This is a genomic window from Methylobacterium sp. 142-1Y, assembly GCF_057747795.1.
Genome location: NZ_CM173224.1, coordinates 2,755,148 through 2,767,817, shown reverse-complemented (window position 1 = coordinate 2,767,817; position 12,670 = coordinate 2,755,148). Strand labels below are relative to the sequence as shown.

The 12,670-nt window shown below is 72.2% G+C and carries 12 protein-coding genes; 4 read left to right on the top strand and 8 right to left on the bottom strand.

The features are described from left to right. Positions 1–26: 26 nt before the first annotated feature. Genes AC3AOF_RS12530 through AC3AOF_RS12520 form a run of 3 tightly spaced genes read right to left on the bottom strand, consistent with a single transcriptional unit; the run spans position 27 to position 3,736 of the window. Positions 27–1,334, bottom strand: coding sequence for a flavin monoamine oxidase family protein (locus tag AC3AOF_RS12530; RefSeq protein WP_488348703.1), 1,308 nt, complete (start codon positions 1,332–1,334; stop codon positions 27–29). Between the two features lie 8 nt (positions 1,335–1,342). Further along, a complete protein-coding gene (locus AC3AOF_RS12525; protein ID WP_236990485.1) occupies positions 1,343–1,897 on the bottom strand; it encodes a hypothetical protein in 555 nt (184 codons plus the stop codon). 3 nt (positions 1,898–1,900) lie between these two features. After that, positions 1,901–3,736, bottom strand: a complete 1,836-nt coding sequence (locus AC3AOF_RS12520; RefSeq protein WP_488348702.1) for a hypothetical protein — start codon at positions 3,734–3,736, stop codon at positions 1,901–1,903. Between the two features lie 189 nt (positions 3,737–3,925). Between AC3AOF_RS12520 and AC3AOF_RS12515 the strand changes: the two genes are divergently transcribed. Both AC3AOF_RS12515 and AC3AOF_RS12510 read left to right on the top strand, forming a co-directional pair. Then, positions 3,926–5,428 carry an NAD(P)/FAD-dependent oxidoreductase gene (locus tag AC3AOF_RS12515; protein ID WP_488348701.1) on the top strand — a complete coding sequence of 501 codons (1,503 nt, stop codon included), beginning with the start codon at positions 3,926–3,928 and terminating at the stop codon, positions 5,426–5,428. 173 nt (positions 5,429–5,601) lie between these two features. Next, positions 5,602–6,768 (top strand): complex I NDUFA9 subunit family protein, encoded by a 1,167-nt coding sequence (locus AC3AOF_RS12510; RefSeq protein WP_488348700.1) that lies wholly within the window; start codon positions 5,602–5,604, stop codon positions 6,766–6,768. A gap of 127 nt (positions 6,769–6,895) precedes the next feature. Here the strand turns inward: AC3AOF_RS12510 and AC3AOF_RS12505 are convergent, their stop codons facing one another. Together AC3AOF_RS12505 and argH are read right to left on the bottom strand one after the other, a co-directional pair. Next, positions 6,896–7,678, bottom strand: a complete 783-nt coding sequence (locus AC3AOF_RS12505; RefSeq protein WP_236990489.1) for an SDR family oxidoreductase — start codon at positions 7,676–7,678, stop codon at positions 6,896–6,898. A 237-nt stretch (positions 7,679–7,915) separates the two neighbouring features. Then, positions 7,916–9,307: an argininosuccinate lyase gene (argH, locus tag AC3AOF_RS12500; protein WP_236990490.1), complete on the bottom strand. Its 1,392-nt coding sequence runs from the start codon at positions 9,305–9,307 to the stop codon at positions 7,916–7,918. Between argH and tlpA the strand changes: the two genes are divergently transcribed. After that, complete coding sequence (tlpA, locus tag AC3AOF_RS12495; protein ID WP_236990491.1) at positions 9,306–9,953, top strand: thiol:disulfide interchange protein TlpA; 648 nt, start codon at positions 9,306–9,308, stop codon at positions 9,951–9,953. The two genes, argH and tlpA, sit on opposite strands and share 2 nt — an antisense overlap. 81 nt (positions 9,954–10,034) lie before the next feature. Continuing rightward, on the top strand, positions 10,035–10,415 hold the full coding sequence (locus tag AC3AOF_RS12490) for a Na+/H+ antiporter NhaA (RefSeq protein WP_488348699.1): 381 nt from the start codon (positions 10,035–10,037) through the stop codon (positions 10,413–10,415). Between the two features lie 130 nt (positions 10,416–10,545). Here AC3AOF_RS12490 and AC3AOF_RS12485 read toward each other — a convergent pair whose 3' ends face one another. The 3 genes from AC3AOF_RS12485 to AC3AOF_RS12475 form a co-directional block, all read right to left on the bottom strand. Beyond that, complete coding sequence (locus AC3AOF_RS12485) at positions 10,546–10,731, bottom strand: hypothetical protein (RefSeq protein ID WP_488348698.1); 186 nt, start codon at positions 10,729–10,731, stop codon at positions 10,546–10,548. Between the two features lie 161 nt (positions 10,732–10,892). Then, positions 10,893–11,315: an SWIB/MDM2 domain-containing protein gene (locus AC3AOF_RS12480; RefSeq protein WP_236990493.1), complete on the bottom strand. Its 423-nt coding sequence runs from the start codon at positions 11,313–11,315 to the stop codon at positions 10,893–10,895. 167 nt (positions 11,316–11,482) lie between these two features. Then, a complete protein-coding gene (locus tag AC3AOF_RS12475) occupies positions 11,483–12,502 on the bottom strand; it encodes an aldo/keto reductase (protein WP_488348697.1) in 1,020 nt (339 codons plus the stop codon). Between the last annotated feature and the right edge of the window lie 168 nt (positions 12,503–12,670).

Here is a 12,670-nt window from a genome sequence, read left to right as displayed (position 1 = left end):
CCCCGGCCGCAATCCCACCATGGATTTTAGTGGAGAGCGGCCGCGATCGCGTCGGCCGCCCGCTCGCCCTCCGCGAAGGCGCCGCCCGCGGTGCCCCATTGCTCCCGCGACAGGGCCTCGCCGGCAAACCAGATCCGCTCGGCCACCGCGTCCTTCAGGAGGTCGCGGGCGCCCGTATGGCCCGGCGGCACGACCGCCCAGGAACCGCGCGACCAGGGATCGTGGCGCCACTCGGTCACCGCCGGCACGGCAAGGTCGCGCAAAAAGCCACGCCCGACCTGCTCGGCCAGGGTCTCGCGCACCAGCCGGCGCGCGCCGTCGGCCCCGGCGCGGGCCGCGTCGAGGCGGGCGGCCAGCGCCACGTCGAGCTCGAAATAATGGAACGGCGTCCCGTCGACCCGCGTCAGCAGGCCCGGCGGCTGGAGCCGGCCGCCGATCAGGCTCGCCAGCCGGTCGCGGCCGCGGAACGGCGAGGACGGCCAGTGCAGCACCACGTGCTCGTAGATGCCGGTGCGGAATCCGTCGATCGCCGCGCGCACCGGGCCCGGCAGGTCGGGGGCGAAGCGCAAGGCCGGGGCCGGCTCCTGCAACACCATCATCGGGGCGGTGATCAGCGCCGCCCGCGCCCGCAGGGTCCCGCGCGCCCCGAGATCGAGCCGCACCCCCTCCCCGGCCCAGTCGAGGGCCGTGACCGGGGTCGAGAGCGCCACCGGCAACCCGGCTGCGAGGCGGGCGAGATAGGCGCCGTAGCCGCCGGCGATGAAGAAGTTGTCGCCGTATTCCATGCTCGGGAAGTCGTGCAGGCTGATCTCGGTCAGCGGCCGGCCCGAGACGAGGCCGTGCACCAGAGACACCCGCTTGCCCCAGGGCCCGAGGCCCGGCGGCAGGGCCTCGGCGGCGGGCCGGTCCTCGGGCCCCAAGCGCGCGCCGTCGGTCATCGCCCGGTCGGCGACGGACCAGGCGCGACCGAAGGCGAGTTCCTCCGCCGGACGGCCCGGACGACGCCCGATCCAGAGATGGCTCTCCTGTGCGGCCCGCCGCAGCGGCTCGCCCCGTTCGAAACCGAGGGCCACCAGGGGGTTGATCGGCCCGGCATGGAGCCAGTGGGCGCCGAGATCGACCGGATGACCGCGCAACGGCGTGGTGACGGTGCGGCCGCCGAGCCGCGGGCGGGCCTCCAGCACGGCGACCGTCAGGCCGCGGGCGAGGAGCCGGCGCGCCGCGCCGATCCCGGCGGCCCCGGCGCCGATCACCGCGACGTCCGGCTCGGCGGGCAGGGCCGCCAGGGGCGGGACGGAAGTGGGGCTCAGATGCTCGTGGGCTGCGCGCGGCATGCGGGTCGTCACCCCTTGTTCGCTTCGATTCCGGCCGCCGCCGCGATCCCGTCGAGCCAGCGGGTCAGCCGCCCGAGGCTCGTCGCCGGGACGGGGCAGCCGGCCTGGCTGCGGATGTAGAGCGCGAGGCTGGAACGGCCCTCCCCGCGGCCGACGATCTCGACCGTGATCGTATCGGGGCAGCGCAATAGAGCGGTGCGGGCGACGTAGCGGTCCTGCTCGCCCCACCGGTCGGTGAAGACGAGCGCGGTGCGCGGCTGGCGCTCGGCCACCGCCCGGACGATCTCGCGCAGGCGCGCGCCCGCCACGAAAAAGTCCGGCGGCACCGCGTCGGCCCTGGCGAGCGGGCAGATATCGGCCGCGCAGGCCAGCGCATCGCTCCGGGACGGCACGCGGCGCAAAGACGCGAAATCGACCGGGCCGAGATCGGGCGGGCCGAACAGGGCGATCCAGACCTCCTCGATGCCGCCGGGCTCCTCGCCGCGGGCGACCGCCACCGCCACCGCGGCCAGGGCCGCGGCGATGAGGGCGAGCAGGAAGAGCGCGGCGATACGCCCGGTCACGGTTCAGCCTCTCGCAGGCCCGGACGCGAGGCGCCAGACCCGGTAGGGCGTGTCCGGCACCGGGACCGGCTCCAGCCCGGGCGGGGCGATCTCGCCGCGCCCGAGACGATCCGCCACGCTCAGGCCCTCGCCCGGCTTCGCGGGGAGTGAGCAGGCCACGATGTAGTCCGCCCCCATCCGCGCGGCGACCGTGGCCAGGGCGTACTCGTCCCGGAACGCCTCGATCGAGGCGGCCAGCCCCGGCAGCGCCCGGTGGTAGGGGGCCGCCACCACGGAATGGTGGCTGTGCAGGAGCAGGCTCGGCCCGAGATCGATCTCGGCGAGGACCAGGCCCGGCGGCAGGGCGTCGAGGGCGGCAATCGCCCGGCGGTCGCTGCAGCTGCGCCAGGCGGCGTGCTCGGTCTCGAAGGCCTTGCCGTTGCCCGCCAGCACCTGCGGCGCCGTGGCGAGGAGGAGCCAGACCTTGCCGCACAGGGACAGGCTGAGCGCCAGGGCGGCGATGCGGCGGCGCGTCGTCGCCTCGGGGGCGCGCAGGAGCGCGACGGCGCGGTCGAGGACCGGCCCGGCCACCAGGGGCACGAAGGCACCGGCGACGTAGAGTCCGCGGAACTGCGCGGCGCCCAGGGCCGCGCCGAGCCAGAGCATTCCGGCAGTCCCGGCCATCAGGCGGCGTCGGGCGGGGTCCCGCCCATGCCAGGCCCACAGGCTCGCCGTCACGGCGCCGATCAGCACCGGTAGGTGGCCGGCGAGGGCCGCGTCGGGCGCGATCCGGGCGAGCTGCCAGACCGGGAGCATCTCGCGCACCTTCACCAGCCAGTCCTGACGCACGAGATCGGGCATGCCGGTGAACGGCCCGGCGGCACAGGCCGGGAACAGGACGAGGAAACCCCCGACCGCGACGGCGCCGCCGGCAGCGAGCAGCCCGAGCCGCACGCCCCGGCCGCCGGGTCCCGGCCCGTCCGGCACGAGAGTCGCCGCCGCCGCGGTGACGGCCGCCGCCGCCCCGAGCCAGAGCCAGGGTGGCGAGAGCGCGTCGCAGGCGGTCGCGGTCCAGAGGGACGGGGCGGTCTGGGCGAGGAAGAGGACAGGGGCGAGAAGGCCGAGGGCGAGGCCGAAGCCGCGGAAGGGCGGCAGGGCGGCGCGCCCGTCGCGCAGCCACGCGCCGGCGAGGACGAGGCCGGCACCGGCGATGAAGGGCAGCGCCTCGAGCCCGACCGCGAGCGAGAATGCCGCGAGCGCGCCGGCGAACGCCCCGTCCCGCATCGTCGGGGCCTGCCGGGCAAGCAGCAGGACGAGGGGCAGGATCGCGCAGATCTGGACGTTGTGGTGGTCGATCCGCCCCGGGGCGAACAGGCTGGTGACGAAGACGGCCTGCGTCCCGGCAAAGATCGCGAAGGCCGCCGCGCGCCAGCCGAAGGCGGCCCGCACGCCCCGGTAGAGGATCGTGGCGTAGAGGAGCAGCAGCAGCAGCGGCCACGACGCCGCGGCGATCCCCTCCGCCCGGACCGGACCGGCGACGGCGCGGGCCAGGAGGACCAGGCCGGCGATCGGCGCATCGACGAAGCGCGACCAGTGCATCGGTGGCGCGCCGGCATGGCGGTGCTGGACGAGGTCGAACCAGGACTGGCCGGCGAGGAAATCGCGCACCTCCACGAGCCGCATCGCGTCGTCGGTGTCCGGCAGGCGCAGGTCGCGCAAGGCGGCGACGAGGTCGGACCAGGAGGCCACGCCGACGAACCCGGCCAGCACGATGAGCCAGACGACCCACGGGCGCTCGAAGGGTGAACGCTGCACCGCCTCCGATCCGGACCGGGCCTGCGGGAGCGGAGCGGCGACCATGGCGGGATCCTGCGGGCCGAAAGGCGGGGCACCGACCGCTTCGCACGATCGCCCTTACCCCCCGGTTAGCGCGGGCGGTTGAGCGGTTCTTTACCATCCGGACGGTAAAGCTCGGGCAAGAGAGTCACGTCCTTGGAGCCCCGTCCTTCAAGCGGACACGGCCGTGACCGCCCCGGAGTAGCCCGAGCGATGAGCCTTCACACCGAGACGCTGGTGATCGGCGGGGGACCGGCGGGCCTGACCACCGGCTACATGCTGGCCAAGGCCGGCCGCGACGTCGTGGTGCTGGAGCGCGACGCGACCCAGGTCGGCGGCATCAGCCGCACGGTGGAATACAAGGGCTTCCTGTTCGACATCGGCGGCCACCGCTTCTTCTCGAAGGCGAAGGAGGTGGTCGATCTCTGGAACGAGATCCTGCCCGACGACTTCATCGAGCGGCCGCGGCTGTCGCGGATCTACTACAAGGGCAAGACCTACGCCTACCCGCTCAAGGCCTTCGAGGCTCTGCGCAACCTCGGGATCGTCGAGAGCGGCCTTTGCGTCGCCTCCTATCTCTGGGCCCGGGCCCGGCCGATCAAGGACCCGAAGAGCTTCCACGAGTGGGTCCGCAACCAGTTCGGCGAGCGGCTGTTCTCGATCTTCTTCAAGACCTACACCGAGAAGGTGTGGGGGATGTCCTGCGACGACATCTCGGCCGACTGGGCGGCGCAGCGCATCAAGGGGCTCGACCTCGGCGCCGCGATCCGCGACGGGCTCAAGCGCTCCCTCGGCCTGCACCGGCCGGCCGCCGGCGACGGCCCGGTGATCAAGACCCTGATCGAATCGTTCCGCTATCCCCGCCGCGGCCCCGGCATGATGTGGGACGCGGCCGCCACCGCGATACAGCGCAACGGCGGCCGGGTCCTGCTCGACCGGCGGGTCGACGGCCTGTCCTACGACTCTGCCACGAAGCTCTGGACGGTGAGCGCCCGGCGCGGGGATGGCAGCCGCGAGACCTTCACGGCCCGCAACGTCGTCTCCTCGGCGCCGATCCGCGAGCTCGTCGGCGCCATCCGCCCGGCGCCGCTCAGCACCTTCCAGGCCCGCTCCTTGCGCTACCGCGACTTCGTCACCGTGGCGCTGATCGCGCGGGCCAAGGACAGCTTTCCCGATAACTGGATCTACGTCCATGATCCGGCGGTGAAGGTCGGTCGGGTGCAGAACTTCCGCTCCTGGTCGCCCGAGATGGTGCCGGACGAGGCCTATGCCTGCCTCGGCCTCGAATATTTCTGCTTCGAGGGCGACGGGCTGTGGAACGCGCCCGATTCCGAGCTGATCGCGCTGGCCCGCCGCGAGATCGGCCTGATCGGCCTCGTCGATCCGGCCAGCGTGGTCGATGCCTGCGTGGTGCGCCAGCCCAAGGCCTATCCGGTCTACGACGACGCCTACCGCGCCCATGTCGCGACGATCCGCCGGGATCTGGAAGGCAGCTACCCGACCCTCCACCTCGTCGGCCGCAACGGCATGCACAAGTACAACAACCAGGACCACGCCATGATGACCGCGATGCTGACGGCGCGGAACATCCTGCTGGGCGAGCGGCGCTACGACGTGTGGAACGTCAACGAGGATGCCGAATACGCCGAGGCCGGGCTGTCGGGGGCCCAGGAGGCCCTGGGCAGCGAGCGGATGGTGCCGCGCAAGGTGGCGTGACCCCTCCGGGTGCGGGCGAGCGCCGCCATGCGGGACGAACGGAGCCGAACTGCACCCGTTCCGGGGCCCGCGGCGGCGTCGGTGCTTCACAGGACCCCGCCCCTCGACTATGGAGCCGGCACGAGCCCCCGCACACTCGCCCCGATGAAGACCCGCGGAAGGACCCCACGACCATGACCGGCTTCGACCATGTCGGCCTGACCCGACCCGCCTCGCAGCTCGTGACCGTGTTCGGGGGGTCGGGCTTCCTCGGCCGCCACGTGGTGCGGGCGCTGGCCAAGCGCGGCTACCGGATCCGGGTGGCGGTGCGCCGGCCCGATCTCGCCCAGTTCCTCCAGCCCCTCGGCCGCGTCGGCCAGATCGTCGGCGTGCAGGCCAATCTCCGCAACCCGGCCTCGATCGCCCGGGCGGTGGAGCATGCCGACATCGTGGTCAACCTCGTCGGCATCCTCCAGGAGAGCGGCAGCCAGAGCTTCCAGCGCCTCCAGGCCGACGGCGCCGCCGAGGTCGCCCGGGCCGCCGCCGCGGTGGGCGCCCCGCTGGTCCACGTCTCGGCGCTCGGCGCCGACGCGAACTCGGCCTCGGCTTACGCCCGCTCGAAGGCGATCGGCGAGGCCGGCGTGTTCGAGGCGCGGCCGGACGCGATCGTCTTCCGCCCGTCGATCGTGTTCGGGCCGGGCGACAGCTTCTTCAACCGCTTCGCCGCGCTCGCCCGCATGCTGCCGGTGCTGCCGCTCGCCGGGGCCGGCGCGCGGATGCAGCCGGTCTTCGCCGGCGACGTCGCCGAGGCGATCGCCCGGGCGGTCGAGGGCCAGATCCAGGGCGGCCGGGTCTACGAGCTCGGCGGGCCGGAGATCCTGACCCTGCAGCAGCTCGTCGAGTACACGCTGAAGGTGACGATGCGCCACCGCGTGGTGATGCCGCTTCCGGCTCCCGCCGCCCGGCTCCAGGCGCGGGCGATGGAACTCGTCGATACCCTGACGCTGGGCCTGCTGCCCGACACCCTGAAGCTCACCCGCGACCAGGTCACCCTGCTCCAGAACGACAACGTCGTGTCGGAGGCCGCGAAGGCGGAAGGCCGCACGATCGAGGGCATCGGCATCGCCCCCACCGCGATCGAGGCGGTGGTGCCGGGCTATCTCTGGCGCTTCCGCAAGGCCGGCCAGTTCGCCACCGGCCGCGGCACCCCCGACATGGCCGCGACCCCAGACCTGATCGCCGCCGACCCGATGGGTCCCGGCTCGCAGCACCATCCGGGCAACGCCAGCGGCCCGGCGGTCGGCCAGCTCGCGGCGGGCGCGGGGCCGGCGCCGGGGGTGCGCTGGGGCAAGCGGCAGTAAGGGCTGCACAGGTCCGGATATGGAAAAAGGGCGGTCCCGCAGGACCGCCCTTTCTCGTGACATTCGCAACCGTTCCGAGCCCGGTCGGTGGAGGAGGCGGGACGAGGAGCCCCGCCTCCATACGTCCTCAGATCGACCGCACGGCCCCGCCATCGACCCGGATCATGCTGCCGGTGACGTAGGACGCCCGCTCGGAGGCGAGGAAGCAGGCCACGTCGGCGAATTCCTGCACACGGCCGTAGCGCTTGGCGGGAATCGCCACGCGGGAGGCCTCGGCGATCTCGTCGCGCGACTTGCCCTGCGCCTTGGCGTTGGCGGCGTCGAGCTCACCGGTACGATCGGTCTCGATCCGGCCGGGCAGGATCATGTTGACGGTGACGCCGTCCGCCGCGACCTCGGAGGCGAGCGTCTTGGCCCAGCCGGCGATCGAGGCGCGCAGCGCATTCGACATCACCAGGTTCGGGATCGGCTGCTCGACGCCGCTCGACGCGACGACCAGGATGCGGCCGAACCCGGCCTGACGCATGCCCGGGAGGACGAGGCCGGCGAGGCGGAAGACCGGGGTCACCATCGCCTCGAATTGCGGCGTCCAGGCCTCGGGCTGCACGGTGAGCGCGGTGCCGGCCGGCGGACCGCCGGTATTGGCGACCAGGATGTCGACCCCGCCGAGATGCTCCTGCGCGGCGGCGTAGATCGCCTCGACGTTCTCCTTCAGGCTGCCGACGAAGGCGTGGGCGCGGCCCTGGCCGCGGGCGTTGATCGCTGCCACCGCCGCGTCCAGGCGCTCGGCGGTGCGGGCGGTGAGCAGCACGTCCGCGCCCTCGGCCGCCAGGGCCTCGGCGATGCCGAGGCCGAGGCCGCGGCTGGACGACAGGACGAGGGCGCGCTTGCCCTTGAGACCGAGATCCATGGTGATTCCTCCGGTGATGGTCGAGCTTGACCGATGGCGCCAGGAACTAACACGAGCGCTTGTTTACTCCCACCCACACCCTCATCCTGAGGTGCGAGGCGATCGACGATCGCTGAGCCTCGAAGGAGGGCTCCAGAAATCTCTGCGATCCCTGGAGCCCTCCTTCGAGGTCGGTCGATCTTCGATCGACAGACACCTCAGGATGAGGTCATGGGTGGGATAGACAGGTCTATGCCGTCAGACCGTCTCGCCGGCGAGACGCTTGAGCCAGCCTTCCGCTTGCGCCCGCACGTTGTCCGGTGCGGTGCCGCCATAGCTGGTGCGGCTCGCCACCGAGTTCTCGACGCCGAGCACCGCGAAGACGGCATCCGTGATGCGCGGCTCCGCCGCCTGCATCACGGCGAGCGGCAGCGCCTCCAGGCCGATGCCGCGGGACGAGGCCTCGCCGACGAGGCGGCCCGTCACGTGGTGGGCATCGCGGAAGGGAAGGCCGAGCTCGCGCACCAGCCAGTCGGCGAGGTCGGTGGCAGTGGCGTAGCCGGAGCCGGCGGCCGCCTTCAGGACCTCCGGCACCGGCTCCAGGTCGCGCACCATGCCGGCCATGGCGGCCAAGCACAGCGAGAGGGTCTGGAGCGCGTCGAAGGTGCCTTCCTTGTCCTCCTGCATGTCCTTCGAATAGGCGAGCGGCAGGCCCTTCATGACGATGAGCAGACCCGACAGGGCGCCGATGATCCGGCCGGACTTGGCCCGGACCAGCTCGGCGGCGTCGGGGTTGCGCTTCTGCGGCATGATCGAGGAACCGGTGGTGAACCGGTCCGACAGCTTGACGAAGCCGAACTGGGCCGAGGTCCAGACCACGATCTCTTCCGCGAACCGCGACAGGTGCACCGCCGCGATCGCCGCCGCCGACAGCGCCTCCAGGGCGAAGTCGCGGTCGGCCACCGAATCGAGCGAGTTCGCCGTCGGCCGGTCGAAGCCGAGGTTTTTCGCCGTGGCGTGGCGGTCGATCGGGAACGAGGTGCCGGCCAGCGCCGCGGCGCCGAGCGGACATTCGTTGAGGCGGGCGCGGGCGTCGCGGAACCGGCCGCGGTCGCGGTTCAGCATCTCGACGTAAGCCAGGAGATGGTGCCCGAAGGTGACCGGCTGGGCCGATTGCAGGTGGGTGAAGCCCGGCATCACCGTGCCGGCATGCGTGAGCGCCAGCTCGGCCATCGCCTGCTGCAGGTCGGCGGCCTGGCCGTCGAGGGCGTCGAGGGTGTCGCGCACCCACAAGCGCATGTCGGTGGCGACCTGGTCGTTGCGCGAGCGCGCGGTGTGGAGCCGGCCGGCCGAGGGGCCGACGATCTCGCGCAACCGGCTCTCCACGCTCATGTGGATGTCCTCGAGCTCGCGGCGGAACTCGAACGATCCGGCCTCGATCTCGGACTGGACGGTCTTGAGCCCGGCCTCGATCTTCGCCACATCCTCGGCCGGCAGGATCCCCGCCTTGCCCAGCATCGCGACATGGGCCAGCGAGCCCCGGATGTCCTGGGGGGCGAGGCGCTTGTCGAAGCCGATGGAGGCGTTGATCTCCTCCATGATCTCGGCGGGGCCGCTCGCGAAGCGCCCGCCCCACATCCGGTTGCTCATGTCCTCACCTCGTCTCGCATCACCGCGAAAAACCCGCCTCGCCCTCGTCGCGGGGGGGCTCGCCGCCATCCTCGGCCTCGGGGCTGCCCTATACGGGCTTGGCGACCGGAGCAACGGCGGGGCCTGCCCCCTGGCGAAAGCCACCGCCGCCCGGGTGGCGCCCTTCGCCCGCGGCGAGGTGGCGGCGCTCCAGGTCGATGCCACGCCGAAGCCCGCGCCCGCCATCACCTTCACCGGACCGGACGGGCAGCCGCGGACGCTTGCCGACCTCAAGGGCCGCACGGTCCTGCTGAACCTGTGGGCGACCTGGTGCGCGCCGTGCAAGGCGGAGATGCCGGCCCTCGACCGGCTCCAGGGCGCGCTGGGGGACAAGGATTTCGAGGTGGTGGCGCTCAATCTCGACACCCGCAACCCCGACCGGCCGCCGCGCTGGATGCAGGAGAACGGAATCGCGCGGCTGGCCTATTACTCCGACCCGGCCGGGCGGGCGCTGCCGGCGCTCCAGCAGGGCGGCGACGTGGTCGGCCTGCCGACCACCTTCCTGATCGACCCGTCCGGCTGCGAGATCGGCGTGATGAAGGGCCCGGCGGAATGGGCGAGCGAGGACGCGATGAGGCTGGTGCGGGCGGCGCTCGGGCGGGGGTGATGGATCGCGCGACGGCGAGACCCCGGTAGGCCCGACGACACCGAATCCTCCTGCACCGGCTGAAACACGCGCTCCAGGCTTATGTCGCTCGGCAAGCAGGTCGGGGTGTTCGGCGGCGTCCGGCTCGCGGTGCGGACCGGGCTGGCGCAAAAGCCCGCGGGCGCCACCTGGCGCCACGTCTACGGCGAGGCGTTTCTCTGCGGTGTCGGCTTCATCATGAGCCTGTTCATCGGCGGCCTCGCCCTCGCGACCACGCCCGAATTCGACACCGGGATGACGCTCGGAGTGATCGTGGGTTCGGTGCTCTCGACGCCGGCCGGCGCGCTGGTGCTGTCGCGCGGGGCCGCGGCAGGAGGTGGGACCGGACGTGCCGTAAGAGCCGCGTCGCGCCGATCGAATTCAAACCCTCCGCGTCATCCTCGGGCTCGACGACGTCGAGAACCCGGGATCCATAACTGCTGACGGTGGAGGATCAGGCGGAACGCAGTCCGACATCGTCCGAAGCCAGCGGCCATGGATTCGGGCTCCGCTGGGCGGCCCCGGGATGACATCGAGGGCTTCGATCCGGTCAGCCAGCAAACGGGCGCCGAGGTCACGGGTCGAGGGAGGGAAGCGGCGCGCAATCGCGCCGGCCGCTCGCCAGGCAATCCTCGCGCGCCGCCTCCCGGCGCAGCGTGTCGGCGAGCCAGACGCCGCCGGCCACCAGGACGATCAGGAACAGGATGGCGGCGAGCGCACGCCGTCGACCGGATTGGCCCGGGTCGCGCATCTGGGGCATCGGATCGTCCGGCGAGCCGGGAAACGCCCGCGGCGCACCCGTCCGGTCCGCAGGGACGTCGATCGACGGGCCTGCCCATTCCCCGCCCCGGCAGCGGATGGCCGCATTGCGCGACCATCCGGACGGGAGGAGGCGGGTCGCCCGGGTTCGAAAAGAGCGCCTTACTTCAGGTGCTGGGCGAGGTACTTGTTCATCTCGAACATCGTCGCCTTGTCCTTGCCGAAGACCTTCTTCAGCTTGTCGTCGGCGAGGATCTCGCGCTTGTTCTCGGGGTTCTGGAGCGAGTGCGTGCGGATGTAGTCCCACACCTTGCTCACCACCTCGCCACGCGGGATCGGGCTGTCGCCGACGATGGCCGCGAGCTCAGGGGTCGGCTGCAGCGGCTTCTGCAGGGCGTTCGGCTTGTCGCCGGATTTCGGGGCGGCGACCTTCTTGCCCTTGGCGGCGTCCTTGGGAGCGTCCTTGCCCTCAGCCTTGGCGTCGTCCTTGGCGGCGGCGGCCTTGGGGGCGGCCTTGGCGGCCTTCGGGGCGGCGGCCTCGGGCTCGGCTTTCGTCTCGGCCTTCTTGGTGGTCTTGATCGCCATCGGTCTCCTCCGGTCTGCAACCCGTCTCCCAGGGTCGAACAGTGGACATGCCTGGGCACATAGCGTCAACAACTAAGCCGTGGGCGGCGCGTTCCAAGAGGAAATCGCCGTCGGGCCGGCGTCATCCACATCGGATGCGCGTTTAGCCTGACGAAGGCGAGCGTGGCTCACCCTGCCGCCGCCGTCCAGGTGGTCCGGCCCTCGAGCGGATAGGCCGGATCGGTGTAGCCCGGGGTCGAGGGGTGGCCCGCCGGCACCAGGCCGTCGACCAGGGCCTCGTCCTCCGGGGTGAAGCGGTAGGCGAGCGCGCCCGCGTAAGCACGCCACTGGTCGAGGGTGCGCGGGCCCGCGATCACCGCCGTGACGGCGCGGTTGTTGAGCACCCAGGCCACCGCGAAGTCGATCACCGAAGCGCCCTTGGCCGCCGCGTGCGCTTTCAGCTCCTCGGCGATGCGCAGGCTCTCGGGCCGCCACTCGGTCTGCATCATCCTCGTGTCGCCGCGCCCGGCGCGGGTGCCCTCGGGCGGCGCTTCGCCGGGGCGGTACTTCGCCGTCAGCACGCCGCGGGCGAGCGGCGAATAGGGCACGACGCCGAGGCCGTAATGGGCGCAGGCCGGCAGGTGCTCGACCTCCGGCATCCGGTTGAGGGCGTTGTAGTACGGCTGGCTCGCCGCCGGCCGGTCGATGCCGTGCTCGTCGCACAGGCGGCAGATCTCGGCCACCCGCCAGGCGCGGTGGTTGGAGACCCCGAAATAGCGCACCTTGCCGGCCCGGATCAGGTCGGCCATCGCCCGCACGGTCTCTGCGAGCGGCGTCTCGTGGTCCTCCTTGTGGAGGTAGTAGAGGTCGATCCGGTCGGTGTTCAGGCGCTTGAGGCTGGCCTCGCAGGCCTGCAAGATGTGGGCGCGGGACAGGCCGCGCTCGTTCGGCCCCTTGCCCGTCGCGTTGGCCACCTTGGTGGCGAGCACCCAGGCGTCGCGGTCGCGCGCGATGGCCCGGCCGACCACCTCCTCGGAGCGCCCTTCGGTATAGGCGTTCGCCGTGTCGATGAAGTTGATCCCCTGCTCGCGGGCCTGCGCGACGATGCGCTCGGCCTCGTCGTCGGGGGTCGGCCCGCCGAACATCATCGTGCCGAGGCAGAGGGGCGAGACCTTCAGGCCGGACCGGCCGAGCGTGCGATAGTCCACGGGCGTTTCTCCCCTCGGCAGATTTCGCAGAAGTGGCCGCCGGTTTTGCGATCAAAATCTGCGACAAGCAAAAACCCAAGCGGGCGACGCCTCGGCTTGCCAACGCAAGCCCGCTTGGCGAGACGGTGGAAAATGGCGTTTGCGTGGCCGTGGCGGCCTCGCCGCACC

What these genes read in the sequence shown, in the direction of transcription:
- AC3AOF_RS12510 (WP_488348700.1), top strand. Translation starts at nt 5,602, where the DNA reads ATGACCGGCTTCGACCATGTCGGCCTGACCCGACCCGCCTCGCAGCTC.
- AC3AOF_RS12520 (WP_488348702.1), bottom strand. Translation starts at nt 3,736, where the DNA reads ATGGTCGCCGCTCCGCTCCCGCAGGCCCGGTCCGGATCGGAGGCGGTG.
- AC3AOF_RS12515 (WP_488348701.1), top strand. Translation starts at nt 3,926, where the DNA reads ATGAGCCTTCACACCGAGACGCTGGTGATCGGCGGGGGACCGGCGGGC.
- AC3AOF_RS12485 (WP_488348698.1), bottom strand. Translation starts at nt 10,731, where the DNA reads ATGCCCCAGATGCGCGACCCGGGCCAATCCGGTCGACGGCGTGCGCTC.
- tlpA (WP_236990491.1), top strand. Translation starts at nt 9,306, where the DNA reads ATGTCCTCACCTCGTCTCGCATCACCGCGAAAAACCCGCCTCGCCCTC.
- AC3AOF_RS12480 (WP_236990493.1), bottom strand. Translation starts at nt 11,315, where the DNA reads ATGGCGATCAAGACCACCAAGAAGGCCGAGACGAAAGCCGAGCCCGAG.
- AC3AOF_RS12530 (WP_488348703.1), bottom strand. Translation starts at nt 1,334, where the DNA reads ATGCCGCGCGCAGCCCACGAGCATCTGAGCCCCACTTCCGTCCCGCCC.
- argH (WP_236990490.1), bottom strand. Translation starts at nt 9,307, where the DNA reads ATGAGCAACCGGATGTGGGGCGGGCGCTTCGCGAGCGGCCCCGCCGAG.
- AC3AOF_RS12490 (WP_488348699.1), top strand. Translation starts at nt 10,035, where the DNA reads ATGTCGCTCGGCAAGCAGGTCGGGGTGTTCGGCGGCGTCCGGCTCGCG.
- AC3AOF_RS12505 (WP_236990489.1), bottom strand. Translation starts at nt 7,678, where the DNA reads ATGGATCTCGGTCTCAAGGGCAAGCGCGCCCTCGTCCTGTCGTCCAGC.